The organism is Microbacterium zouquanmingi, from assembly GCF_052266675.1.
GTDB lineage: Bacteria > Actinomycetota > Actinomycetes > Actinomycetales > Microbacteriaceae > Microbacterium.
The window spans coordinates 382,870-406,361 of sequence record NZ_JBQPRA010000001.1 but is presented as its reverse complement, the minus strand read 5'-3'; the positions used below and the strand labels follow the sequence as shown (position 1 = coordinate 406,361).

Annotated in this window: 24 protein-coding genes; 11 read left to right on the top strand and 13 right to left on the bottom strand. The window is 66.6% G+C overall.

The window, feature by feature from the left end; all coding sequences use genetic code 11:
• The first annotated feature begins 40 nt into the window (after positions 1–40).
• The 6 genes from ACTU6V_RS02005 to ACTU6V_RS01980 are packed head-to-tail and all read left to right on the top strand — an operon-like array spanning position 41 to position 7,266.
• Complete coding sequence (locus tag ACTU6V_RS02005; protein WP_443474769.1) at positions 41–766, top strand: SDR family NAD(P)-dependent oxidoreductase; 726 nt, start codon at positions 41–43, stop codon at positions 764–766.
• 8 nt (positions 767–774) lie between these two features.
• Positions 775–1,566, top strand: coding sequence for an SDR family NAD(P)-dependent oxidoreductase (locus ACTU6V_RS02000; protein WP_443469896.1), 792 nt, complete (start codon positions 775–777; stop codon positions 1,564–1,566).
• Positions 1,567–1,611: 45 nt separating this feature from the next.
• Entirely contained in the window at positions 1,612–2,961 is a 1,350-nt protein-coding gene (locus ACTU6V_RS01995) for an MFS transporter (protein WP_443469895.1), read from the top strand.
• Complete coding sequence (locus ACTU6V_RS01990; RefSeq protein ID WP_443474768.1) at positions 2,958–4,343, top strand: FAD-dependent oxidoreductase; 1,386 nt, start codon at positions 2,958–2,960, stop codon at positions 4,341–4,343. The genes ACTU6V_RS01995 and ACTU6V_RS01990 overlap by 4 nt, the downstream gene beginning before the upstream one ends.
• The gene (locus ACTU6V_RS01985) at positions 4,340–5,698 is read left to right on the top strand and encodes an FAD-dependent oxidoreductase (RefSeq protein ID WP_443474767.1); all 1,359 of its coding nucleotides are present in this window, start codon (positions 4,340–4,342) and stop codon (positions 5,696–5,698) included. The genes ACTU6V_RS01990 and ACTU6V_RS01985 overlap by 4 nt, the downstream gene beginning before the upstream one ends.
• Positions 5,695–7,266, top strand: a complete 1,572-nt coding sequence (locus ACTU6V_RS01980; protein WP_443474766.1) for an FAD-dependent oxidoreductase — start codon at positions 5,695–5,697, stop codon at positions 7,264–7,266. Before ACTU6V_RS01985 ends, ACTU6V_RS01980 begins: the two co-directional genes overlap by 4 nt.
• 55 nt (positions 7,267–7,321) lie before the next feature.
• On the opposite strand, the gene ACTU6V_RS01975 is transcribed toward ACTU6V_RS01980, so the two are convergent.
• From ACTU6V_RS01975 to ACTU6V_RS01965, 3 genes are all read right to left on the bottom strand, one after another.
• Positions 7,322–7,969 (bottom strand): nucleotidyltransferase domain-containing protein, encoded by a 648-nt coding sequence (locus ACTU6V_RS01975; protein WP_443474765.1) that lies wholly within the window; start codon positions 7,967–7,969, stop codon positions 7,322–7,324.
• Between the two features lie 115 nt (positions 7,970–8,084).
• Positions 8,085–8,540, bottom strand: a complete 456-nt coding sequence (locus ACTU6V_RS01970) for a MarR family winged helix-turn-helix transcriptional regulator (protein ID WP_443474993.1) — start codon at positions 8,538–8,540, stop codon at positions 8,085–8,087.
• 76 nt (positions 8,541–8,616) lie between these two features.
• Positions 8,617–10,518 carry an FAD-dependent monooxygenase gene (locus ACTU6V_RS01965; RefSeq protein ID WP_443469847.1) on the bottom strand — a complete coding sequence of 634 codons (1,902 nt, stop codon included), beginning with the start codon at positions 10,516–10,518 and terminating at the stop codon, positions 8,617–8,619.
• Positions 10,519–10,621: 103 nt separating this feature from the next.
• On the opposite strand from ACTU6V_RS01965, the gene ACTU6V_RS01960 reads away from it, so the two are divergent.
• Together ACTU6V_RS01960 and ACTU6V_RS01955 are read left to right on the top strand one after the other, a co-directional pair.
• Positions 10,622–11,371, top strand: coding sequence for an IclR family transcriptional regulator (locus tag ACTU6V_RS01960; RefSeq protein ID WP_443474764.1), 750 nt, complete (start codon positions 10,622–10,624; stop codon positions 11,369–11,371).
• A 179-nt stretch (positions 11,372–11,550) separates the two neighbouring features.
• The gene (locus ACTU6V_RS01955; protein WP_443469845.1) at positions 11,551–12,753 is read left to right on the top strand and encodes a 4-hydroxybenzoate 3-monooxygenase; all 1,203 of its coding nucleotides are present in this window, start codon (positions 11,551–11,553) and stop codon (positions 12,751–12,753) included.
• A 90-nt stretch (positions 12,754–12,843) separates the two neighbouring features.
• Here the strand turns inward: ACTU6V_RS01955 and ACTU6V_RS01950 are convergent, their stop codons facing one another.
• From ACTU6V_RS01950 to ACTU6V_RS01940, 3 genes are all read right to left on the bottom strand, one after another.
• On the bottom strand, positions 12,844–13,407 hold the full coding sequence (locus ACTU6V_RS01950; protein WP_443474763.1) for a Dps family protein: 564 nt from the start codon (positions 13,405–13,407) through the stop codon (positions 12,844–12,846).
• A gap of 63 nt (positions 13,408–13,470) precedes the next feature.
• Positions 13,471–14,262, bottom strand: coding sequence for a TspO-related membrane protein (locus ACTU6V_RS01945; protein ID WP_443474762.1), 792 nt, complete (start codon positions 14,260–14,262; stop codon positions 13,471–13,473).
• A 30-nt stretch (positions 14,263–14,292) separates the two neighbouring features.
• Complete coding sequence (locus ACTU6V_RS01940; RefSeq protein ID WP_443474761.1) at positions 14,293–15,573, bottom strand: serine hydrolase domain-containing protein; 1,281 nt, start codon at positions 15,571–15,573, stop codon at positions 14,293–14,295.
• A 131-nt stretch (positions 15,574–15,704) separates the two neighbouring features.
• Between ACTU6V_RS01940 and ACTU6V_RS01935 the strand changes: the two genes are divergently transcribed.
• A complete protein-coding gene (locus ACTU6V_RS01935; RefSeq protein WP_443469841.1) occupies positions 15,705–16,019 on the top strand; it encodes a DUF2470 domain-containing protein in 315 nt (104 codons plus the stop codon).
• 38 nt (positions 16,020–16,057) lie between these two features.
• Positions 16,058–16,705: a biliverdin-producing heme oxygenase gene (locus ACTU6V_RS01930; protein ID WP_443469840.1), complete on the top strand. Its 648-nt coding sequence runs from the start codon at positions 16,058–16,060 to the stop codon at positions 16,703–16,705.
• A 13-nt stretch (positions 16,706–16,718) separates the two neighbouring features.
• On the opposite strand, the gene ACTU6V_RS01925 is transcribed toward ACTU6V_RS01930, so the two are convergent.
• A complete protein-coding gene (locus ACTU6V_RS01925) occupies positions 16,719–18,110 on the bottom strand; it encodes an ATP-dependent DNA helicase (RefSeq protein ID WP_443469839.1) in 1,392 nt (463 codons plus the stop codon).
• An 81-nt stretch (positions 18,111–18,191) separates the two neighbouring features.
• Between ACTU6V_RS01925 and ACTU6V_RS01920 the strand changes: the two genes are divergently transcribed.
• Positions 18,192–19,247 carry a hypothetical protein gene (locus ACTU6V_RS01920; RefSeq protein WP_443469838.1) on the top strand — a complete coding sequence of 352 codons (1,056 nt, stop codon included), beginning with the start codon at positions 18,192–18,194 and terminating at the stop codon, positions 19,245–19,247.
• A 1-nt stretch (position 19,248) separates the two neighbouring features.
• Here ACTU6V_RS01920 and ACTU6V_RS01915 read toward each other — a convergent pair whose 3' ends face one another.
• The 6 genes from ACTU6V_RS01915 to ACTU6V_RS01890 all read right to left on the bottom strand — a co-directional run bounded on the left by ACTU6V_RS01915 (position 19,249) and on the right by ACTU6V_RS01890 (position 23,492).
• The gene (locus tag ACTU6V_RS01915; protein ID WP_443474760.1) at positions 19,249–21,273 is read right to left on the bottom strand and encodes a bifunctional copper resistance protein CopD/cytochrome c oxidase assembly protein; all 2,025 of its coding nucleotides are present in this window, start codon (positions 21,271–21,273) and stop codon (positions 19,249–19,251) included.
• A 95-nt stretch (positions 21,274–21,368) separates the two neighbouring features.
• Positions 21,369–21,656 carry an HU family DNA-binding protein gene (locus tag ACTU6V_RS01910; protein WP_417509406.1) on the bottom strand — a complete coding sequence of 96 codons (288 nt, stop codon included), beginning with the start codon at positions 21,654–21,656 and terminating at the stop codon, positions 21,369–21,371.
• Positions 21,657–21,979: 323 nt separating this feature from the next.
• Entirely contained in the window at positions 21,980–22,285 is a 306-nt protein-coding gene (rpsN, locus tag ACTU6V_RS01905; protein ID WP_144793638.1) for a 30S ribosomal protein S14, read from the bottom strand.
• A gap of 3 nt (positions 22,286–22,288) precedes the next feature.
• Positions 22,289–22,459, bottom strand: coding sequence for a 50S ribosomal protein L33 (rpmG, locus tag ACTU6V_RS01900; protein WP_441884558.1), 171 nt, complete (start codon positions 22,457–22,459; stop codon positions 22,289–22,291).
• Positions 22,459–22,695, bottom strand: coding sequence for a 50S ribosomal protein L28 (gene rpmB, locus ACTU6V_RS01895; protein ID WP_443469836.1), 237 nt, complete (start codon positions 22,693–22,695; stop codon positions 22,459–22,461). The genes rpmG and rpmB overlap by 1 nt, the downstream gene beginning before the upstream one ends.
• A gap of 134 nt (positions 22,696–22,829) precedes the next feature.
• The gene (locus ACTU6V_RS01890) at positions 22,830–23,492 is read right to left on the bottom strand and encodes a DNA-3-methyladenine glycosylase (protein ID WP_443474759.1); all 663 of its coding nucleotides are present in this window, start codon (positions 23,490–23,492) and stop codon (positions 22,830–22,832) included.

The following is a 23,492-nucleotide window of genomic DNA, read 5'->3' as shown; positions in this document are numbered from 1 at the left end:
CGCGCCCCAACGAACGACGAGGTTTGAGGAATCAATGTCGATGACACCGAGCACATCCCGCGGCGCTATCGTCGTCGGCGCATCGAGCGGAATGGGCGCGGCCATCGTGCGCCGACTCGTCGCAGACGGCATCGAGGTCGTCGCCCTTGACCTCGCCACCGCACAATGGCCCGCTGGCCTCGGTGCGACCACCGGCTCGATAGACGTCACTGACCCCGAAGGCGTCGCGCGTGCCATCACCGATGCAGCTGCACACCTCGCACACCTCGACATCGTCGTGAACTGTGCCGGCATCCTCGGCCCGGTCACCCCCACCCTCGAGACCGACCAGGAGACCTTCTCACGGATCGTCGGCCTGAACCTCGGTGGCGCGTTCGCTGTCACGCGGGCCGCACTCGCGCACCTCGTACCCCAAGGCTTTGGCCGGATCATCCACATCGCCTCGATCGCCGGCAAGGAGGGCAACCCGCAGATGGCCGCCTACTCCGCATCGAAGGCGGGAGTCATCGGCATGGTCAAGGCGATCGGCCGCGAGTATGCGGCAAGCGGGGTGACCGTCAATGCCATCGCCCCGGCATCCATCGACACCCCCCTTATCCAGGGGATGACTGCAGAGCGTCGCGAGGTGCAGAAGTCGCTCATTCCGATGGGCAGGTTCGGCACGGCCGAAGAGATCGCCGGACTCGTCGCCTACATCGCCTCTCCCGATTCCTCGTTCACCACGGGCTTCGTCTTCGACGCCTCCGGCGGCCGGGCCACCTACTAGGAGCATTTATGAACACCACCACGCGCAGCGCGATCGTCACGGGCGGAGGCGGAGGCATTGGCCGCATCGTCTCCGAGCGACTCGCCTCGGTCGGCTACCGGGTCGTCATCGCCGACGCCTCCGCCGATTCGGCCGAAGCCGTCGGAGCATCCCTCCCCACACCGAACGGCGGTCACCAAGTCGTCGCCGGGGATCTCACCAGCTCCGAAACGAACCGCGCCGCCGTCGAGGCCGCCCGCGAACTCGGGACGCTGAGCGTTCTCGTCAACGGGGTCGGAATCTCCCCCAAGGACGAAGGTCGCAAGCGCCCGTTCTACGACATCTCCCCCGACGAATGGGATCTCGTGATGGCCGTCAACGTGAAGGCGCCGCTGCTGTTGGTGCAAGAAGCCTTCCGCCACATGCCAACAGACGGATCGGCATCCATCGTCAATATCCTCTCGATCGTGTCGCGCCTCGGCACCGGCGGTCTCCCGAGCGACACATTCCCGCCCTTCCTTCCTTCGTCCATCGCGTACGCCGCCTCGAAGGGCGCTCTGCAGAACGTGACCGCCTCACTGTCGCGTGAGCTCTCGAGCTTCCGCATCCGCGTCAACGGCGTCGCCCCAGGATTCGTGCAGACCCAGATGACCGGCGGCGTTCCGTCGGACGAGGCGCAGCAGATGATCGGACAGGTTCCGATGGCACGCTTCGCCCAACCGAGCGAGATCGCCGATGCGATCGAGTTCCTCATCAGCGACAAGGCCTCCTACATCACGGGCGCCAGCCTCGACGTCAACGGCGGCATGCTCACCTGCTGAGCGCCCCGCCTCCTCTCCTCCCATACACAGAACAGGACGTTCACGATGTCAACGAAGACCGGAATTCTCTCCGAGACGGCGAGCATGCGCGCGCCGGGCAATCAGAGCAAGCGCTCCTCGCTCGCGGGCTTCATCGGCTCCGCCCTCGAGTACTACGACATGTACATCTACGCATCCGCGTCGGCGCTCGTCTTCGCGCGGATCTTCTTCCCGGATGCCGGCGCCACCGGCCTCCTCTACGCCCTCGGCCTGTACGGCGTGGCGTACATCGCGCGCCCGGTCGGCGGTTTCCTCGCGGGCCACCTGGGCGACCGCTTCGGACGACGGAACATCATGATCCTGACGCTGCTCGTCATGGGTATCGCGACGTTCCTGATCGGCTGCCTGCCCTCGTACGACAGCGTCGGCATCCTCGCCCCCACGCTGCTCATCATCCTGCGCCTATGTCAGGGCCTGTCCGTGGGCGGTGAGCTCTCCGGCGCATCCTCGTTGACCCTCGAGCACGCTCCGGCGGACCGCCGAGCGCTCTACACCTCATGGGCGATCAATGGCATCTGGGTGGGCTACATTCTCGCCACGCTGGCCTTCATCGGCGTCGCGGCTCTCCCCGAAGATCAGCTCCTCTCCTGGGGCTGGCGCGTGCCGTTCTGGCTGAGTGCGCTCATCCTCGTCGTGGGCCTCGTCATCCGCCGCACCGTGCGCGATACCGAAGCATTCACCGTCGAGAAGGAGCTGGGAACCACCGCCAAGGTGCCCCTGGGAGAAGTTCTCCGTCACCAGCCGCTCGATGTCGTGCGCGTCATCTTCGCCGCTTTCCTCGTCGTGATCAGCACCACCGTTCCGGTCTACGGACTGACGTACGCGACCAACATCGCCGGGATCGAAGCCGGCACCATGCTGTGGGTCGTGATCGTCGGCTATGTCGTCGCGCTCGTCACGCAGCCCCTGTTCGCCAGCCTCAGCGACAAGATCGGTCGCAAGCCCGTACTGATCGGCGGCAACCTCTTCGGCGCCGCGGCTGTCTGGCTGTTCTTCTGGGCAGTCGGCGAGGCGAACATCCCGATGATCTTCGTCGGCGTGCTGCTGTGCGTCTCAATCGGCTTCGCGGCGACGAACTCCGTGTACCCGGCGTACTTCAGCGAGCTGTTCAACGTGCGCTACCGCGTGACCGGTATGGCCGTCGGTCTGCAGCTGGGACTCGTGCTGACCGGATTCTCGCCCGTCATCATCCAGGCCATCTCCACCGCGAACAACGACGCCTGGTGGCCGGCCGCCGTGTTCACGAGCATCGCGTGTGTGATCTCGGCGATCGCGATCGCTTCGGGCCGCGAGACCTACAAGACGCCGCTCGACAAGCTGGGCGTCATCCAGCCGAAGGCGGGAGCGAAGCGATGACGACCCGCACCGTCGACCTCCTCGTCCTCGGCAGCGGCATCGCCGGGCAGACCGCCGCCACTGCGGCGGCAGAGGCGGGACTCGAGGTCATCCTCGCGGAAAAGACCGCCGACCTCGGCGGATCGACCGTGATGAGCGGCGGATGGTTCGCCTTCAGCGGCACGGACGAGCAGCGCGAGGCCGGTGAGCAGGACTCCACCGAGCTGTTCCTCAAGGACATGCAGGAGGTCGGTGAGTTCCGCAACGATCCCGCCCTGCTGCACACGTATCTGGATCGTCAGCACGCGGCGTACCACTGGCTCAAGGAGCACGGCGTGCAGTTCCGCGAGATCGAGATCAGCTCAGGCCAGTCGGCGAAGCGCAGCCACAACACGGCGATCGCCGAGGTGATGGCAGGACTGCACGATCAGTTCGAGGCGGCCGAGGGCACGACGCTGCGCGAACATCGCGCAGTTCGTCTGATCACCGACGCATCCGGACGCGTCACGGGTGCGACCCTTGCGTCATCTGAGGGTGAGATCGACGTGATCGCCCGCCAGGGCGTGGTCATCGCGACCGGTGGGTTCACCCGCGGCAACGAGCTGATGAAGATCTTCGCACCCGAGCAACTCGCAGCGATCCCCTTCGGCGGCAGAGGCAACACCGGAGATGGGCTGCGGATGGCGTGGAAGCTCGGCGCAGACATGGCCGACATGTCCTTCGTGAGCGGAACGTACGGCTCGCACCCCGAGACGGGCGACGTCCACGAACTGCTCACCGCCTATTACATGGGCGCGATCATCGTGAACCGGGCGGGCGAGCGCTTCACCGACGAGTCGCAGTCGTACAAGACTCTGGGCCGCGCGGTCCTCGACGAGGAAGACGGTCTCGGAGTGCAGATCTTTGACGCCGATGTCCGCGCGAAGTCGCACCCCGGCATCCCGCTGAAAGATATGGAAGCGATCGAGTCGCTCGGTCACCTGCACCACGCCGACACTCTCGAAGAGCTCGCGCAGATCGTCGGCATCGATGGCGATCAGCTGGTTCAGACGGTCGAGCGCTACAACCGCGCGGTGACCGATGGCACAGCCGACGAACTCGGCCGGGAGAGCCTCTGCAACGGAATCGGCGAGCTGCGCACGATCACGAAGGCGCCGTTCTACGCCTACCCGGCGAAGTCACTCATGACGACGACGTACTGCGGGGTGAAGGTCACCCCGGATGCCGAGGTCGTCGATGTCGAGGGCGAGATCATCCCGGGGCTTTACGCGATCGGTGAAGTCGTCGGCGGATTCCACGGTGCGGCCTACATGACCGGCACTTCGCTCGGGAAGGGCGCGATCTTCGGACTGCACGTCGCCCGTCAGGCGGCGGAGAGATTTGGCGCGGGGGCGGCCTCATGAACTCCTTCGACGTCATCGTGGTCGGCTCGGGCATCGGCGGGTCGTCCGCCGCAGCAGCGGCCGCACGCGCAGGCGCGCGAGTCGCCGTGCTGGAGAAGTCAGCGACGTTCGGTGGATCGACAGCGCTGTCGGCGGGGATGCTGTGGACTGCGCCGGACATGGACGCCTACCGTCGCCGCATCCCCCAAGGTGATGCGATTCTCGGCGAGCGCGTGGTGACGGACTTCCCGGATGCGATCGCGGAGGTACGCGCAACAGGTGCACGAGTGGCCGCCGAGCCGACGAACGACATCATGACCTTCGGGATCGGATACTCCACCGACATCCACGCGATTCTCGCAGCGTGCCGGGATGCCGTCACCGCTGCCGGCGGCGTGATCGTGGCCGACGCTCCGGTGCGCGAACTCCTCATCGACGGCGGCCGCGTGACGGGTGTCGTCGCGTCAACCGCCGGCGGCCCGGTCGAGTACCGCGCGGCGAGTGTCATACTCGCGACCGGCGGGTTCGGTCGTGACCCGGAGATGCTGACCCGCTACATCGGCCCGCAGGCCGACAACTTGCTGATGCGCTCACACGTCGGCAACGTCGGCGACGGGATACGGATGGCCCGCACGGCGGGGTCCGGTGGCAGTCGCTCCATGGCCTCCTACTACGGCCACCTCGTTCCCTGGCCGCTGACAGCTTTCGAACCAGAGCACTACCTGCCGTACTCGCAGTACTACTCAGGGTCCACCCTGTTCGTGAATCTCCGCGGCGAGCGCTTCGTCGACGAGACGCTCGGTGACGAGATCATCAATCAGGTCGTGGTCGGGCAGCCGGAAAGTCGCGGAGTACTGATCTTCGACGAGCACGTGCACCTCACCGAAGCGCGGCAGGAACCGTTCCCCGGCCTCGGCGCCACCGACAGGTTCGAGACGGCGAAGGCGGCCGGTGGACTGTGGGCGAGCGCCGACACGCTCGATGGTCTTATCGCGCAGATCGCCTCCTGGGGTGTGGATGCCACGACCCTCACTTCCACTCTTGATGCGTATCGCTGCGCGGCTGATACCGGTGCTGGCTGGGTATCCGGCGTACCCGTGGCCGCGAGCGCCCGAGCTCCGCAGACCGGACCATTCCACGCGCTCATGGTGCAGCCGTCGATCACTTTCACCTTCGGGGGTGTGCCGATCTCGACGCGCGGCGAGGCGCTCGATCCGGACGGTGCGCCCATCCCCGGGCTCTACGCGGCAGGGGCAGACATCGGCGGACTGTCGAACGTCGGATACGCCGGCGGATTGGCCCCCGCCTACATCACCGGGCGGTGGGCTGGCGATGCCGCCGCGACCGCAGCCCTCTTGGAAAGGACGCACGCATGAGTGTGACGACAGACGTATTGGTCATCGGCGGCGGCGGATCAGGTCTCACGGCCGCGATCTCCGCCGCGACCAGCGGTGCGAAGAGCATCGTCCTCGAGAAATGCGCCCGGCCCGGTGGCAGCACCGGAATGTCGGTGGGCAGCTTCACCGCGGCGAACACCGCGTACCAATACCGCGCCGGCGTCAACGATTCGATCGATCTGTTCATCGAAGACATGAAGGTCGCCAACGGCAAAGACGAGGCGCGCGAGAACGTCGCACTGAGGCGCGTGCTGGCCGAGAACGCCGGGGCAACACTCGAATGGCTCTCCAGTATCGGCGTGCAGTTTCTCGGCCCGACTCCCGAGCCTCCATACGAGAAGCCCCGCATGCACAACGTGCTGCCTAACGCGGGCGCGTACGTGACGGCACTGCTGCGCGAGGCGCGCAAGCGTGGTGTGCAAGTCGTCACGAACGTCCGCGTAGACCGACTGCTGCGCAACGCCGCAGGCGAGGTCATCGGCGCGAGCGCGAACGGCGTGGAGTACTTCGGCCGTCGTGCTGTCGTGCTCGCGACCGGCGACTACTCCGGAGCGACCGATCTCAAGGCCGCCTACGTTGGAGAGGATGCCGCGCGCGTCCCCGCCGTGAACAAGACCAACACCGGTGACGGCTTTCGGCTCGGCAGCGACGTCGGCGGCGTGATGCTGCAGATGGACCGCCTCTATGAGGGGCTGCGCTTCCCGCCAGGGCGCTTCCCTGATCCGATCAAGCTGCTGCCCTCGCATCCGTCGGTCTCGCGTCTGGTGCGCCTGGTCGCCGAGCGACTGCCCAAGCGCCTCCTCGCAGTGCTCCTGCGCGGAGCGCTCACGAGCTGGGTCGGGCCGAACAACACCATGTACGCTGCCGGCGCCATCCTCGTCAACGAGCAGGGGCAGCGCGTCGCGAATGAAGACTCCGACAAGCTGCTTGCTCGCGGAGTCGCGGCAGATAGCAACCGGGGATACATGGTGTTCGACGAAGCGCTCGCAAAGCGGTTCTCAGCGTGGCCGAACCCGGTTTCGACGTTCCCCGGTGTCGCCTACGCCTACGTCGGAGACTACGCACGCTACCGTCCTGACATGTTCCACAAGGCCGACACGATCGAAGAGCTCGCGGCGAAGGCGGGGATCGACCCGGCCGCACTGCTCTCGACGATTCAGCAGGTGCGCGATTACGCGGCGGCGGGCGAGGACCCCGACTTCGGACGCACCACCTTCGGCGCGGGGATCGGCGACGGTCCGTATTATGCGCTCGGCCCGATGCAGTCGTACATCACGCTCGCCGACGGCGGCCTCGCCGTCGACACCACACTGCGGGTGACGACGCCAGAGGGCGCGCCGATCGCCGGACTGTACGCCGCAGGCTCCACCGGACAGGGCGGGCTTCAGCTGCTCAACCACGGTCTGCACATCGGCTGGGCCATGGTCTCGGGCCGGATCGCCGGTCGCCACGCCGCTCAGGCTTCCCCTCGCACCGATCTCACCTCGGTCGGGGCGAAGGGATCCGTTCTCGAGACGCCGGTTGCGGAGTTGAACGTCATCCAGTGACCAACGCGGGGTCACGCTGCAGATAGAGCGGTGTGACCCCGCGTTGTGGGTGACCCTAGGACTTCTTCTTGTTCCAGCTGGCCTTGGCCGGCGCGAACGGACTGCGCACGTGGATTGCCCACGTCGAGTGCGGGTGGATGCGCAGCAGCGCCGTCTCATAGAACGAGACTGCCTGCTCGTCGAGCTCAGGCAGCGCAGCATCCTTGTCGATGGTGTCCTCCGGACGCGGGCGAAGCGCCTTCCAGACCAGCTGCACCTCTGGGGCTCCGGTCGGGATGCCCTCGACCTCGAGCACCGCTCGGTCCCACGGAAGCGTCAACCGTGGGTCTCGCTTGTAGACCCACGCGCGCGGTGCGCCGTCTTCAGCGTTGATCTGCAGCACCCAGGAGTTCTGGGCGTCGTCGCGCACGAGTACCGGCTGCAGGTCGGCATCCTCCGGAGCGTCCGCGAAGGGCACGATCTCGTCTTCCTCGCCCGAGGGCGCCCATGCGCTGAACCCCTCGGGCAGTGCCGCGATCAGCTCTGCGAGGTCGCCCGCCACCACACTCACGTCGATGTTCTCCCGCTCGCGGATCGGACGCCCGAGCCAACGATCGAGCGCGACTCCGCCCGAGAGCCACCAGCGCACGGATGCCGCCGAGAACAGCTCCGCGATCGCCTGCGGCTCGAGCGGCTTCCATCGGAGGTCAGCTCGTGAGGTCATGATCTGAGATTACCCTCGGTCTTCCGCTGCAGCCGCGCGGCACAACTCCTGATAGATTGCCCGTTTCGGCCACATAGGCACCGAGAACGCACGGATCTGCGAAAAGGCTCAGGAGTTATGCGCGAGAGTCGGACGAACGATCGCGTCCGGCCCCCTCAAGCATCGCCCACAACCCCTGGAAAAGCGCGGTCGACTCCGCGGCGTCGAGGTGTCCGGTGAGTTCGCGCTGCACCTCGACGACCAGTGGCGCCAGTCTCGTGCGCTCGGCCGCACCGTGCGCGGTGAGGGTGACGACGTTGCGCCTCGCGTCGCCCTCGGCGCGCCGCCGGGTGATGAGCTCTGCCTTCTCCATGCGACGCACCAAGTCCGCGATCGTCGAGCGGTCGAGGTCGACCTCATCGCACAGCTCGCGCTGGCTCGCCTCCCCCAGCCGGTCGAGAACCGCGAGGATGCTGTACTGCGCGCTCGTGATGTCTGGTGATGCCACTCGTGCCCAGGTCGCCAAGTGCAGTTGCTGCGCTCGACGGATGAGGTTTCCGACGTGCCGCTGGGGCTCGGGGAGATCAGGCATGGTCACGCAGTCCATCCTCTCAGGTCACGGCCCCTTCGACAGGCTCAGGGATCGACAGGCTCAGGGATCGACAGGCTCAGACGGCGACGGGCACTCCGACCGGCAGCAGGAAGCCTGCGAAGAAGTCACGCAGCTCGGTGCGTGCCGACAGCGGCAGCACGTGCGACACATACTGATCCGGACGCACGACGATGACCGCACCCTCTGCGGCGATGCCGCGAACGGCGAAGATGTCGTCCGCAGCGTCTGCTGCCCAGACCTTCTCCCAGTCCTGCAGGCCGAGCGGCCCCGACTTCGGAAGCAGCAGCTCGGGCAGGGCCGTGACATCGACGTCGTGGTGCGAGCCGCGGAAGATGGCGTGCACGTCGATGACGCTGTCGATATCGGCATCCGCTCCGGTGAACTCGCGGACCGGCGAGTTCTCTCCGTCGCTCAGCCACGTGGCGAACTCCCGCAGTGCCGCCCCAGAAGTATCTCCGAAAGCGTAGATGCGCCAGCGACCGTCGGCGACGTGCGAGTGGCCGAGCTGCAGCGGGCGCGCGTCTGCGACACGGCGCACGGGCGAGGAGTGGAAGCGCGTGCCGACCTCGAATCCGCTCGCCAACCCCTGATAGCCGGATGCCCCAGTGAGCAGCGACGGGGTGTACTGCGTCGCAAGGCCCGCCGTGTAGCGACCCTGGCGGGCGAACTCGTCCTGCATGTCTGCGGCCGAGACGCCGCCGAGCTCGGGGTGCGCGGGGTCGAGCGCCGGCTGCGCGATGAAGGCCGACCAGTGCTTGTCGAAGGCGATAAGGTCGGCGGCGATCCTCTGGCGCTCTTCCGAGTAGGTGCGCAGCAGCGTGGCATCCGATCGTCCCTGCAGAACGGCGGCGAGCTTCCAACCGAGGTTGAAGGCGTCCTGCATCGACACGTTCATGCCCTGGCCCGCCTTGGCGCTGTGCGTGTGGCACGCGTCGCCGGCGACGAACAGGTGCGGCACGGCATCCGAGGGCGAGTCAGAGGCCAGGTCATCGAAGCGGTCAGCGACGCGCTGGCCGACCTCGTACACGCTCGACCAGGCCACCTGCTGCACGTCGATCGAGTACGGGTACAGAATGCCGTTGGCGACCTCGCGCAGCTCTTCGGCGGTCTTCTTGCGGATGTCGCTGTCGCCTGCCTGGACCTCGCCGAGGTCGACGTAGCAGCGCACCATGTTGCCGCCCTCGCGCGGGATCATCAAGAGGCTCCCCTTGCCGGCGGACTGCACGACGTTCTTGGTGCGCCAGTCGGGGAAGTCTGTGGTGGCGAGCACGTCCATGACGCCCCAGGCGTGGTTGGCGGCGTCGCCCTTGAGCTGGATCCCGAGCGCGCGGCGCACGTTGCTGCGCGCACCGTCGCAGCCGACGACGTACTTGGCGCGAACGGTGAACTCGGTGCCGTCAGCGCGACGGAGCGTGGCGATGACCGGGTGGTCCGATGCGGCATCCATCTCGAAGCCGGCGAACTCGATGCCGTAATCGGCCTCGAGCCGCGACGGGGAGTTCGCGGCGTGCTCGAGCAGGTACTGCTGCATCCGCGCCTGGTTGACGATGACGTGCGGGAACTCGCTGAGTCCCGCGGGGGTGTCCTCGACCCACCCAGTGCGGGTGATCTTGGAGCGGTCGTCCTCAGACGGCCCCCAGAAGCGCACTTCGTTGACCCAGTAGGCCTCGCGCACCAGCGCATCTGCCAGGCCGAAAGCCTGGAACATCTCGACCGTGCGGCAGGCGACGCCATCGGCGTGACCGACCTGCAGCGGCTCTTCGCGACGCTCGATGATGCGGGTGGTGATGTCGGGGAACTCAGAGAGCTGCGCGGCCAGAACCGTTCCCGCGGGCCCCGTGCCGACGATGAGAACGTCGAGCTTCTCGGGGAAGACGTCGCTGCGCGAGGCGGCCTCAGGGGCCACGGGGCGGACGTCAGGATCGCCGGGTCGGTATCCGTCGCGGTAGAACTGCATCTGATCTCCTTCGATCTCCGGTGCGCCCGGAATTCGTCCGACCTCGTCGGGTTAGTTGGGGTACCAACGATTGTACATGGATGCGCCGTGCGAAGCTAGCCCCATGGCGAACTCGCGCTCCGGTGACTCGATGACCGTGCGCATCGTGCGTGTTCTCGAGACTTTCAGCGCCGAGCGCACGGTGCAGACCGCGACCGAGATCGCCGATCGCTCCGGCCTTCCGCGCTCCACGGCGCACCGCATCGTCGGCGAACTCAGCGCCGAAGGGATCCTCGAGCGCGACGAAGAAGGCCGCATCCGTCTCGGCATGCGCCTGTGGGAGCTCGCGCTGCGCGGATCCAGCGCGCTGCGCCTGCGCCAAGCCGCGATGCCGCACATGGAGCGCGTGCAGACGCTCGTCCGCGAACACACCCAGCTCGCCGTGCTCGAACACGATGAAGCGCTCTTCCTCGAGCGCCTCTCCCATCCGGATGCCGGCGCCAACATCACCCGCATCGCCGGGCGCCTCCCGCTGCACGCCTCCTCTTCCGGTCTTGTTCTGCTCGCGTTCGCGGACCCCGCCGTTCGCGAGCGGGTGCTCTCCGGCCCGCTTCGCGCACTCTCGACCGAGACGATGACGGATGCCGCGGCTCTCCGCGCGCTGCTCGCATCGATCCGCCGGCGCGGCTTCGTCGCAGCCCCCGGATCGATCGAAGCGGTCTCCACGGGGGTCGCCGTTCCGGTCCGCGACAGGGGTGAAGTCGTTGCCGCACTCTCAGTCGTGCTGCCCCGCGATGCAGATCCCACCGCCGCACTCGACGCTTTACGCGGAGCCGCGCGCGACACAGAGCGTGACCTGCGCGCGCTCCGCTGACACGCGCGCTCCGCCGACACGCGCCGTTCAGGTCGCGATCTGTGCCGCTATCGAGCCGCGAAAGCGACAGAACTCGCGACCTGAGCGGGCACTTCCGCCCATTCAATGGGATCCATCGACACAGGAGGCGCGGAGCGAGGCACACTGGTGCGCAGCATCCACCCGTCGAAGGAGACTGAATGAGTACCGCATCCGACACCGTCCGCACCTCGTCGATCCGCACCCAGGTCGCGATCGTCGGCGCAGGCCCCGCCGGCCTCATCCTCTCCCAGCTGCTCGCCGATGCCGGGATCGAGTCGGTCATCATCGATCAGCGTTCGCGCGAAGAGATCGAGCAGACCATTCGCGCCGGCATCCTCGAGCAGGGCACGGTCGACCTGCTCACCCGGATCGACCCGAACAGCCGAGTGCACACGGTCGGCGACCGTCACGACGGCATCGAGCTTCGGTTCGAGGGAGAAGGGCACCGCATCGACTTCGCGAACCTCGTCGGCCGCAGCGTCTGGCTCTACCCTCAGCACGAAGTGCTGAAAGACATGCTCACCCTGCGCCTGAGCCGAGGGCAGGACCTGCGCTTCGGCGTGACCGCGACCCGCGTCGAGGGCGTCGACACCGACAGTCCACGCGTGACCGCGACGGATGCCGAGGGCGCCGAGCTCGTCATCGATGCCGACTTCGTGGTGGGCGCCGACGGCTCACGCTCTGTCGTGCGCCCCGCCATCACCGGCGCCTCGCGCACCGGATACTTCCGCGAATACCCGTTCGCGTGGTTCGGCATCCTCTGCGAAGCACCGGCCTCCTCGGATGAACTCATCTACAGCAACTCCGAGAACGGCTTCGCTCTGATCAGCCAGCGCAGCCCCGAGGTGCAGCGGATGTACTTCCAGTGCGACCCCGACGCCGACCCACTCGCACCCAGCGAAGCCGAGATCTGGGAGACGCTGCAGTCACGCGTGCCCGGCACGACCCTGAAAGAGGGCCGGATCTTCCAGCGCGACGTGCTGCGCTTCCGCAGTTTCGTCGCCAGCGAGCTGCGCCACGGTCGCGCAGCGCTCGTCGGTGACGCCGCGCACACCGTGCCGCCCACCGGAGCGAAGGGGATGAACCTCGCGGTCGCCGACGTCGTGATACTCGCGAAGGCGCTGAACGCGCTGCTCGTCGAGAACGACTCCCGCCTGATCGATGGCTACGCGGATGCCGCATCGCGCCGCATCTGGAAGGCGCAGAACTTCTCGTGGTGGATGACGAGCATGCTGCACCTGGAGCCCTCGCACAATGAGTTCGACCGCAGGCGCCAGCTCGGTGAACTGCGCTCGGTCGTCGATTCAGAAGCCGGACGCACCTACCTCGCCGAGGCCTACACCGGGTGGCCGCACGACTGACTCCGAACCTCGCGAACCCGCAAAACCACGCCGAGGCAACGTCGAACTGACGTTGCCTCGGCGTGGTTTTGCGGTTTTGCAGCGGGGGAATCAGCCCTTCGAGGGCGTGCGGTTCTCTGCACTGACCATCCACGCGAACTGCTCAAGCGTGTCGATGATCTCATGGAGGATGTCTGCGGTTGTCGGATCCTCCTCGTCGATCGGGTCGTGCACGTCGCGCATCGTCCCGACGGTCGCCTCGAGCCGCACGGTGATCAGGTCGACGGTCTCGGTCGTGGTGATCTCACCCTGCGGATACTCCGGCAGCGTGGTCGTCGATGCAACGGTGTCACTTCGTCCGTCCGGAAGGGCGTGCAGCGCCCGCATGCGCTCTGCGATGGTGTCGCTGAACGTCCGGACGGCGGCGACGATCTCATCGAGCTGCAAGTGCGTATCCCGGAAGTTGCGTCCCACGACGTTCCAGTGCGCCTGCTTGCCCTGCATCGACAACTCAAGAAGATCGACCAGCACCGCCTGCAGGTTCTTTCCGAGTTGCTTCGATGCGACGAAGCCCTTCTCAGCGTTCTGGCGCCGCGTGCTCTTCTCTCCCGAGCCGCCGCGAGCTGCGCCCTTGTTCTTCGAGTCTGACTTCGTACTTGCCTTAGTCGTTGCCATTATGACCTCCTGCCCGAAACGCTATCCAGCCAGATGGCGCACAGAGAGGGGCTTGACAACTCGTCACTGCCGCGACGCGCGCTGTCGGAACCGCCACGCGGCGACCGCGAGCACGATGGCCGCGAGCACGATGGCCGTTGTCGCCACCACGGGAGCCGCGGGATCCCCACCCCAGCGACCGACCGCAATCCAGACGAGCCCCCAGGCGGTTGCGCCCGCAGGCGCCCACCGACCCCCGCGCCACGCGGTGAAGACAGCGATGAGGCCGGCCGCGATGAGTGTGATGGTCCCAGGGATCCCCGGCGCCTCCGCCCACGAAGCAATGCCGATGTCGGCGAGCCAGGCCGCGAGATTCGCTGCCGCCGCAACTGTCACCCAGCCGAGGTAGAGCCCGATGACGCCGTCGATGAGCACGATCTCCGCGACTGTCCCGCGACGCGGGCGTCGACACACGCGCACGAAGGTCACCAGCAGCACGCCGAGCAGCAGCGCGATGATCACGAAGGACTCCGCGATCCGCCAGGCCATGACGCACATGATCCACGCGGCATTCAGCACAGCGGATGCCGCGACGCCGTACCCGATCGCCCGGTGACGCGGCTTCGCCGACTGTCCAGGCATGAACTGCCAGATCGCATAGGCGAGAAGGCCGAGGTAGATCACGGACCAGATCGCGAACGCGAGGCCTGCGGGCGCGAGCACTGTGGCGTCCGCGGCGAAGGCTCCGCCGGCAGCATCCGAGATTCCCGAGCCGTCGAACAGCCCGGATCCGAACAGCGCTGCAACAAGGGATCCGACCACCGTCAGCGCAACAAGGCTCCGACGCACGCGGTCAGACTTCTCGCTCTGGGACATGCCCCCAGGGTAGACGTGGCCTCGGTCAGCTCACTCTGCGGGCGGCGGCGTGGCGCACACTGCCATGGCCGAGATTCCCTCGTGATACTGCTCGGCAGTGAACGGCAGACCGAACTCCGGGGCCGTCTGTCCCTGGGCAGCGGGCGCCTTGGAGGCGATCGCTGCGAGCTCCCAGGCGAGGTAGGCGGCAACGCTGGATCCGGAGGTGGAGTTGTTCAGCACGACGGCGACAGTGAACCCTGTCGTCGGGTCGGCGTACGCGGCTGTGGTGTAACCGGGCGTCGAGCCGTGCTGTCCGATCAGGGGTCCGACCAGATATGCGCCGCCGGTCGCCTGGTACCAGGATTCTGCGTTGGGAGATGCCGGCAGAGGAGTCGCGAACTGGTCTGGCTTCGGGTCCTCGCGAAGCCCCTGGCGTGCTGCGGCCTGGGCGAACCGGCCGAGGTCGTCGATCGTCGAGACCACACCGGAGTCGGTGTAGCCCACGCTGGAGGAGAGCGTCGTGATGTCGACGGGAGCCGTGCAGTCAAAGCCGCCCTCGATGGCGTTCAGCCGATTTCCGCTGAGTGGGTTCTCGCCGGGCACTGCCGCCGCCGGGCTCGGAAGCGAAGTGCTCGTCAGCTCGAGCGGGTTGGTGACGTACTTCGCGATCAGCTCGGATGCGGTCATCCCCGAGGCGCGCTCCAGAGCGAGCCCGAGAAGAAGGTATCCGGCGTCGGAGTCGCGGTAGCTCGTGTGCGGCGCGGTCGGCGCCTGTCCGAGGCCGAAGGATGCGAGCTCGAGCGGTGCCCAGACGCGCTCGGGTGTGTTCAGCCACATCCCCGCCACTGCCATCTCGGACGATCCAGCGCCACTGGTGCCGTTGCAGAGGTCGAGCAGCGTGATGTCCTTCATCTTCGCCACACCCGACACGTAGTCGGGAACGGGGGCATCGAGTTCGACCGTGCCCTCATCGACGAGCGCGTAGAGCACCTCGCAGGTCATGATCCGAGTGACATCGCCGATGCGGAAGGACATGTCCGTGGTGACGGCGGTCTGATCCTCGACCGACTGCGTGCCGAGTGCCGTGACCCAGGTGCCGCTCCAGGGAACCCACACGCCGACGATCGCGCCGGTCGCGCCGACCTTGGCCATGGCGTTCTCGACAGCGGCCTGCATCGGCGCGACCGTGTCATCGGGGAGCATCTGGTCCACCTGCTCGGGCGCCGTGTACGTGAAGGAGTCCTCCGACGCGCATCCGGTCAGCACAAGAGCAAGAGCGGCCGCGCCGGCGACGGCAGCACGCCAGGGGCGCGACGAAAGATGGGGCATGGGTGGGACTCCTGGAAGATCTATCCCACGAGTCTAGGGCGCGCCGTCTGAAACACTGCACGGTTGATGGCGATCGCGGCAGACACACAGACTTCACTCAGATGCGCAGCTCCAGACGTACAGTGATGACCATGCCGCACATCTTCGACAGCGACGTGGTCGCCGCTATTCTCCGCCATATGAACGGCGACCACTCCGATGACAACCTCCTGATCGCCCGCGCTTTCGCCACGGCATCCGATCTGCCCATCACGGATGCCGTGATGACAGACCTCGACGGAGACGGCGGCGTCTGGCAGATCACCCGCGGCGACGTCCAGGAGGAACTGCGCGTGCCGTGGCCGGGCGGCGCCATCGACGAGCGCCCCGCCGTGCGGCGCGAGGTCGTCGCTCTCTACGACGCTGCCTGCGCGAAGCTCGGGGTCGAACCGCGACCGCATTCCTGACCCTTCCGGTTAAGTAAGGTCTGCCTTACACTGAGCGCATGGTGGAAATCCTCTCGTTCTCCGCGGCGCTGCGTGAGCGCTCGTCCGGTTCGCACTCGCGCAGCGAGCACGCCGGTTTCATGGCCGATCTGCTCAAGGGCGAGGCATCCCGCGAGGACTACATCTCGCTCGTCGCACAGCACTACTTCATCTACGAAGCGCTCGAGTCAGCCGGCGAGCGAATGCGGCGCGACCCCGTCGCGTCCGTCTTCATCAGCGACAAGCTCACCCGCCTTCCCGCCCTCGAGGCCGATCTCGAGTTCCTCGTCGGGCCGGACTGGCGCGATGAGATCGCACGTCTTCCGACGACGCAGCGCTACGTCGCGCGCATCAACGAGGTCGGCGCGACGTGGGCGGGCGGTTTCGTCGCGCACCACTACACGCGCTACCTGGGCGATCTGTCAGGCGGTGTGTTCATCGGCCGCGTGATGCAGCGCCGGTTCGGATTCGAGACCAATGGCGTCGGCTTCTACCTGTTCGACGACATCGCCGACCCGAACGCTTTCAAGGACGTCTACCGCGAGCAGCTGGATGCCGCACCGTGGGATGCCGCAGAGCGCGAGCGCGTCATCGATGAGGTGCTGCTGGCCTACCGCTTCAACACCGAGCTGTTCGAGGATCTCGACCACGCCCGGCTCGCCGCCTGACCCGCAGGCGAACTCAGTTGCCAGCGACCTGCGGAGTCGAGCCCTGCCGAGCCTCCCACGCGTCGCGCATGAAACGTCGCACGTCCTGATCCACCCGGATGTCACTCGGACGCAGCGGACGCGACAGGTACAGCCCGTCGAGTGAGGTGAGCCGCGACAGCGCCACGTAGGTCTGCCCCGGCGCGAACGCTCCTCCACCGAGGTCGATGACCGCGCGATCGTAGGTCTTGCCCTGCGACTTGTGGATCGTGACCGCCCACGCCAGCCGCAGCGGGAACTGCATGAACTCCGCGATCACGTCGCGACTGAGCGTCTTCGTGTTCGCGTCGTAGGAGTAGCGGAACCTTTCCCACACAGCGGGCTCGACATCGACGTCCTCGCCGTCGATCTCGACGCGCACCGATCCGCCGAGAATGCGCTTGACCGTGCCGATCGTGCCGTTGACCCAGCGCGGGGGCTCACCGGTCATCGACACGTCGTTGCGCAGGAACATCACCTGCGCGCCGACCTTGAGCTTCAGTTCCGCGTCTGCGGGGTAGTTGCCGTCCCCGCGCCCGAAGTCGCCGTTGATCTCGGCGCGCGCGGTCTGCTCCTTGCCCGCGAGGGCTGCGAGGTGGCGCTTGTTGATGTTGTTGACGATGTCATTGCGCGTCGCGAGCGTGATGATGGGGATCTCACCCGGCTCAGGGTCAGGAGGCGTGCGCGTGCCCTGCGTGTTGAGCACCTCGGCGATCTCTGCGGTCACCCGCCCGTAGCGGACGGCGTTCAGCATCGACTTGAAACCATCATCGGACTGCCGGTGGATCTGCACCAGCTCGCGCACGTGCAGCGGTGCGCCGTGACGTCCGAGATCGATCAGACCGTCGGCTTCGCCCATCGTCGCTCCGGCCCACACCTTCGCGTCGAAGAACCAGAACGAGCGGTAATGGTCCTGCACGTAGCGGAGCTCATCGCCCCGCGGCGGCACCGGTGCCAGCTGATATGGGTCGCCGAACATGACCACCTGCACCCCGCCGAACGGTTCGGCGCGCCTGCCGCGGGCCTGGCGCAGCGCGCGGTCCATGCCGTCCATCAGGTCGGCGTTGACCATCGACACCTCGTCGATGACGAGAGTGTCGATCGCATTCAGGATGCGGCGGGTGGCATCGTTCTGCTCGATCTCGCTCTCGGCGATGAGCCCGATCGGCAGCCGGAAGAGTGAATGAATCGTCTGGCCCTCGACGTTCAGGGCCGCAACACCGGTTGGCGCGCAGATCGCGATCTGCTTCTGGGTGTGCCACGCGAAGTACTGCAGGAGCGTGGACTTGCCGGTTCCCGCGCGCCCCGTGATGAAGACGTGCTCCCTGGTGTCCTCGATGAGTCGGAACAGCTCCTGCTGCTCATCGGAAAGGGCGGGGAAAGACACGACTCTCATCGTACGTCGACCTCCGGCACCAGATGGGCGCGAACTCGGCACTGTCACAGCCCGCACTTCTAGACTGGCGCCATGGATCAGCCCTCGACGACGCGCGTGCGCCGCCGCTTGTGGTTCGATCTGACTGCTCTCGCGCTGGTCGGAGTACTTCTGCTCGGCGCCATGGGCGCCGGAGGAACAGTCCTCTACAAGGAGTTCTACGGTCCAGCGGCCTTCGTCACCCGCTATCTCGATCTCCTCTCCAGCGGCCGCGCCGCCGATGCTCTACTTGTTCCCGGCGTCGCCGTCGATCGCAGCACTCTGGAGAAGGCCGGCATCGATGCCGATGCGTCCGAGGCGATGCTGCGCAAGAGCGCGCTCGCTCCGCTGAGCGACCTCGACGTCTTCGCGACGGCATCCGAAGATGGCGTCTTCTCCGTCACCGCCTCCTACGTCGCCGGAACCCACGGGGGGTCCACGACTTTCCAGGTCGAGCAGGACGGCTGGGAAGGCATCACTCCCAACTGGCGCTTCACCCGCTCGCCCCTTGCCGCCGTCTCGCTGACGCTCCTCGGCGCCGACCAGTTCGCCGTGAACGGCTTCCCCGTAGATCGGCGGCAGGTCATGGCATCCGGTGCGGATACTGTCGCAGGAGACCCGCTGCCGCTGCTGGTGTTCACCCCTGGGCTCTACTCGATCACCGTCGACACCGCCATCGCGACGTCACCGGGGGTGAGCATCCTTGCGGACTCTCCCCTCACTCAAACCCCGGTCGAGGTGCAGACCGCACCCACCGAGAAGTTCACCGCCGTCGTCCAAGAGCGCGTCGAGGAGTACCTCACGCAGTGCACGACTCAGCAGGTACTGCAGCCGACTGCCTGCCCCTTCGGTCTCGAGGTGCGCAACCGCATCGTCGACCCGCCTGTGTGGTCGATCGCCGCTCAGCCCGTCGTCACGGTCGAGCCCGATGGCGCGCATTGGAGGATCCCGCCGACCGACGCCGTCGCTCACATCGAGGTCGACATCCGCTCGCTGTTCGACGGCTCGGTCGAGCACGTCTCTGAAGATGTGCCGTTCCAGGTCGATGGCTCGATCGCCATCCTTCCCGACGGCTCAGCGTCGATCAGGGTCGGGTCACCGCTCGGCTGAGTCAGCGGCCTTCGCGGGCCGCCTGGCGCTGGTCTCTTTCGGCGAGGGCTGCGAGCTTCGCGTTGTACTCCTCGAGCTCGGCTTCCCCGGTGCGATCGGCGTTGCGGTCGGTGCGCCGCTGCACCTTGGTGTCGTCGCGGCTCCACTGAATGGCGACGGTGACCGCGAGGATAAGCGTCGGGATCTCACCCACAGACCAGGCCACTCCTCCGCCGATGTACTGGTCCTCCATCGGCGTCGGACCCCAGGTGCGGCCCATGGATCCGAACCATTCCGCGACCATGAGCCCCTCCTGCATCATGATCGCCATTCCGAAGAACGCGTGCATGGCCATGACGGCGATGAGCGTGATGAGGCGTCCCGCGTACGGCAGGCGGTACGGTACCGGGTCGATGCCGACCAGGCTCAGCACAAAGAGGTAGCCCGAGATGAGGAAGTGGATGATCATCCACTCGTGTCCAAGGTGCTCGTACATCGACCACCGCACGAGGTCGGTGAAGTAGAACGCCCAGAGCGACACGATGAAGATGCCGGCCGCGACGAAGGGGTGCGTGATGATCCGCGAGAACGGGGACTGCACAGCCCAGAGGATCCACTCGCGCGCGCCGCGGGTGCCGTCATCGCGCTTGTGGATGCTGCGTAGCGCGAGGGTCACCGGCGCACCGGAGACCAGCAGCAGCGGGATCGCCATCGACAGGATCATGTGGCCCAGCATGTGCACGCTGAACAGGTACTCCTGGTACAGGTTGATCGGTCCGCACGTGACCCAGACGAGCAGCAGCAATCCCAGCATCCAGAACACGGTGCGCTGGATCGGCCAACGATCCCCGCGTCGGTGCAGGCGCCAGACGCCCGCGATGTAGAAGAACGCACCGAGCACTGCAGCCAGCGCCCAGAGGATGTCGACGTCCCACCCGGTGAACCACATGTCGATCGTGAACTCGGGAGGAAGCGGCGAGCGTGTGAGGATCTCTGCTGGAGTCTGCCGGTCGACGGCCGTCAGGCCCGTCGGCGGGGGCGTGCGCGCGAGCGCAGCGGCGGCGCCCGATGCGAGTCCCATGAGCGCGACTTCGCAGAGCACCAGCATCCAGAACCAGCGCGAAGCGCTCTCGCCGGCCGCGTGCGACGCGTCCATTCGCGGAATGAGGCGGGCGCGATACCAGGCGCCGAGCAGGCCCATGCCACACAGCAGCACCGCCTTGGCGATGATGATGAGGCCGTAGGGGCTCCAGAGTGCGTCCCAGCTGCCGAGGCCGACGGTGGACCGGACGACGCCCGAGACGGCGACGACGAAGAAGGCGGCGATGGCGAGGCTCGAGTATCGGCGCACGAGGGAAACGGCATCGACACCCTTGGTGAGGTGCAGCACGACCAGGAGCATGAGTCCGCCGAGCCACACCGCAGCGCCGACGGTGTGCAGCAGGATCGAGTTCACCGCGATGACGTGACCGGACAGCTCGCCCGAGTGACCCTGCGTCGCCATCGGCAGGAGAGCGGCGAGTGCGATGACCGCGGTGATCAGCGTCGGAAGCCAGCTGCGCCAGGCGAAAGCGAGGATCGTGACGATCGCGCCCATGATCGTGGTGATCAGCCAGGCCTGACCGAGAGGGAGGGCGAGGAGGAAGCGCCCCAGATCTGAGCCGAATTGCTGCTCGAGGCTGAGTTCAGGGGTGAACGCCGCGAGGAAGGTGAGGAAGCCGGTGGCGCCGGCAGAGATCGTGAAGACGGCGGCGCCGAGGGATGCGGTGTCCATCGCCGTTTCGAACGGCTTCTCCCCCGCGCGGAGCGCGAACAGGGCGAGAACCATCGGGCCGATCATGAGTGCGGCGCTGAGGTTGTTCACCAACCGGGCGATCGGCAGGCTCCAGCGGATGACGTCGCCGGGGTCACCGATCAGCAGGGGCGCAGCGCCTCCGCCGAACAGGAGAGCTGCGACCACGGCGACCGCGGCGGACGCGACGAGGATCAGGACTCCGGCCGCGCGATACGACGATGCGGGAATGGTGCCTTGGCCGGGAGAACTCACCCTTCAAGCCTAAGCTCGCGGGCACTGCTGCGGCACCACGCATGAAGGCCGCCCCGATAGGGACGGCCTTCATAAGCTTCGTGAAGTAAGCGGACTTACTTGACAGCTGCCTTGAGCTTGGAGCCAGCGGTGACCTTGACGCGCTTGCCAGCGGGGATCTTGATCTCTGCGCCGGTCTGCGGGTTGCGGCCGGTGCGGGCAGCGGTGTCGACCTGCTCGAAAGCGATCCAGCCCGGGATCGAGACCTTGCTGCCCTTGGCAACTGCGTCCGAAACCGTGGCGAAGAGGGAGTCGAGGACGCCCGAGACGGTGGCCTGGCTCTGGCCGGTGGCGGAAGCAATGCTCGCGACGAGCTCGGTCTTGGTGATGGACTTGTCAGCCATGTCATCCTCCAGCGACGAGGTTCCCGTCGCATTGTCGTTGTGGTCGGAGCAGGTGCTCCTGGTCGAGTGACCGCCTTGAATGTACCAACCGAGACCCGTATTTCCGCGTCATTTCGCGGGTTTTGGGGTTTTTCTAGGCGTGTCGGGTCACTTTGGCCACTTTCGTCACACGATTCGCGGGGTGCACCGGCATCCGGGAGGGGTCGCCGGGGGCGCCATTTCGCGCCAGAGGCGACCAATTGCGCCACCTCCCCAAGCAGAGCGGATGCCAGGCACACAAAAGGGGCGAGGATCCGAAGATCCTCGCCCCTTCTAAGCGATGCTTACCAGCTCGACTTGGTCACACCGGGCAGCTCGCCACGGTGGGCCATGTCGCGGAAGCGCACACGCGAGATGCCGAACTTGGTCAGCATGCCACGGGGGCGTCCGTCGATGGCGTCACGCGAACGCACGCGCACAGGCGATGCGTTACGCGGAAGCTTCTGCAGCCCGACGCGAGCGGCTTCGCGAGCCTCGTCGGTAGCGTTCGGGTCGACCAGGGTCTTCTTCAGCTCGAGGCGACGCTCGGCGTAGCGCTCGACGATGACCTTGCGCTGCTCGTTACGAGCGATCTTGCTCTTCTTAGCCATGGATCAACGCTCCTCTCGGAATTCGACGTGCTTGCGGACTACCGGGTCGTACTTCTTGAGCACGATGCGGTCGGGGGTGTTACGACGGTTCTTCTTGGTCACGTAGGTGTAACCGGTGCCCGCCGTCGAACGGAGCTTGATGATCGGACGGACGTCCTGAGACTTCTTAGCCATTAGAGCTTCACACCCTTCGCCTTGAGGTCTGCGACAACCTTCTCGATACCGCGCGCGTCGATCACCTTGATGCCCTTGGCGGACACGTTGAGCGTGATCTTACGGCCGAGCGAGGGCACGTAGTACGTCTTCTTCTGCACGTTCGGGTCGAAGCGACGCTTCGTCCGGCGGTGCGAGTGCGAGATATTGTGACCGAAGCCGGGAACAGCTCCTGTCACCTGGCACACTGCTGCCATGTGATTACTCCTTCATTACCGTGAGACCGGACGGCCTCACCCAAGATCCCTTGTCTGCGCGCCGCAGCCCTTTCAACAAGTGAGAGGACCAAGCAACACACGAACTGCGCACAGGAGTGTGCACAGACAAGGAGTCAGTTTAGCATGGCCTGCGCGTCTGCTGCACCGCGCCCCCAGCGGAACGGCGAGACCGTTCGGTCGCCGGCGATCCAGAAGCGCCAGGGGAAAGCATCCGTCCCCGCGATGCCCGCGACGCCGACCCGCGGTCCGGATGCGACCTCGACAGGCTCATCGTCCCACCACAGCTGTGCGGAGGCACCGTTCAGAAGCGTCCCGTCGACGAAATCGATCCCGTCGTGCAGCGCGTGCCGCAGGCCCATCACCTGACCGAGCCGTCCAGGACCTCGCGCCAGATCGCGTCCTGATCTGCCAGATCGAGATGCCGCGGCATCCGCCCCTTCGATCACTTCACCCGCGCGCAGGAGCACTCCCCCTGCGGTCCCTTCCGGACCGCATACGACATTCACGCACGAGTGGATGCCGTGGCTGAGGTAGACGTAGAGGTGGCCGGGCTCCCCCCACATCGTGGCGTTGCGGGCGGTCGGTCCCATGCGCGCGTGCGATCCGGGGTCCGACACATCGCCGGTCCCCCGCCCGTGATACGCCTCGGTCTCGGTGATGCGCAGCCAGACCGGTGCGCCGTCCACCGTCGTGCGCAGCTGAGCGCCGAGCAGCTGCGGTGCGATCTCGAGCGGAAGGCGCTCGAGATGCACCCTGGTCGCGCGGTGGAGCGTCAT

Coding starts and splice junctions, on each gene's coding strand:
- rpmG (WP_441884558.1), bottom strand. CDS start 22,459: ATGGCTAAGAAGTCTCAGGACGTCCGTCCGATCATCAAGCTCCGTTCG.
- ACTU6V_RS01940 (WP_443474761.1), bottom strand. CDS start 15,573: ATGCCCCATCTTTCGTCGCGCCCCTGGCGTGCTGCCGTCGCCGGCGCG.
- ACTU6V_RS01935 (WP_443469841.1), top strand. CDS start 15,705: ATGCCGCACATCTTCGACAGCGACGTGGTCGCCGCTATTCTCCGCCAT.
- ACTU6V_RS01910 (WP_417509406.1), bottom strand. CDS start 21,656: ATGGCTGACAAGTCCATCACCAAGACCGAGCTCGTCGCGAGCATTGCT.
- ACTU6V_RS01975 (WP_443474765.1), bottom strand. CDS start 7,969: ATGACCTCACGAGCTGACCTCCGATGGAAGCCGCTCGAGCCGCAGGCG.
- ACTU6V_RS01960 (WP_443474764.1), top strand. CDS start 10,622: ATGGCGAACTCGCGCTCCGGTGACTCGATGACCGTGCGCATCGTGCGT.
- ACTU6V_RS01995 (WP_443469895.1), top strand. CDS start 1,612: ATGTCAACGAAGACCGGAATTCTCTCCGAGACGGCGAGCATGCGCGCG.
- ACTU6V_RS01950 (WP_443474763.1), bottom strand. CDS start 13,407: ATGGCAACGACTAAGGCAAGTACGAAGTCAGACTCGAAGAACAAGGGC.
- ACTU6V_RS01945 (WP_443474762.1), bottom strand. CDS start 14,262: ATGTCCCAGAGCGAGAAGTCTGACCGCGTGCGTCGGAGCCTTGTTGCG.
- ACTU6V_RS01955 (WP_443469845.1), top strand. CDS start 11,551: ATGAGTACCGCATCCGACACCGTCCGCACCTCGTCGATCCGCACCCAG.
- ACTU6V_RS01920 (WP_443469838.1), top strand. CDS start 18,192: ATGGATCAGCCCTCGACGACGCGCGTGCGCCGCCGCTTGTGGTTCGAT.
- ACTU6V_RS01980 (WP_443474766.1), top strand. CDS start 5,695: ATGAGTGTGACGACAGACGTATTGGTCATCGGCGGCGGCGGATCAGGT.
- ACTU6V_RS01965 (WP_443469847.1), bottom strand. CDS start 10,518: ATGCAGTTCTACCGCGACGGATACCGACCCGGCGATCCTGACGTCCGC.
- ACTU6V_RS01990 (WP_443474768.1), top strand. CDS start 2,958: ATGACGACCCGCACCGTCGACCTCCTCGTCCTCGGCAGCGGCATCGCC.
- ACTU6V_RS02005 (WP_443474769.1), top strand. CDS start 41: ATGACACCGAGCACATCCCGCGGCGCTATCGTCGTCGGCGCATCGAGC.
- ACTU6V_RS01970 (WP_443474993.1), bottom strand. CDS start 8,540: ATGCCTGATCTCCCCGAGCCCCAGCGGCACGTCGGAAACCTCATCCGT.
- rpsN (WP_144793638.1), bottom strand. CDS start 22,285: ATGGCTAAGAAGAGCAAGATCGCTCGTAACGAGCAGCGCAAGGTCATC.
- ACTU6V_RS01985 (WP_443474767.1), top strand. CDS start 4,340: ATGAACTCCTTCGACGTCATCGTGGTCGGCTCGGGCATCGGCGGGTCG.
- ACTU6V_RS01890 (WP_443474759.1), bottom strand. CDS start 23,492: ATGACGCTCCACCGCGCGACCAGGGTGCATCTCGAGCGCCTTCCGCTC.
- rpmB (WP_443469836.1), bottom strand. CDS start 22,695: ATGGCAGCAGTGTGCCAGGTGACAGGAGCTGTTCCCGGCTTCGGTCAC.
- ACTU6V_RS02000 (WP_443469896.1), top strand. CDS start 775: ATGAACACCACCACGCGCAGCGCGATCGTCACGGGCGGAGGCGGAGGC.
- ACTU6V_RS01930 (WP_443469840.1), top strand. CDS start 16,058: ATGGTGGAAATCCTCTCGTTCTCCGCGGCGCTGCGTGAGCGCTCGTCC.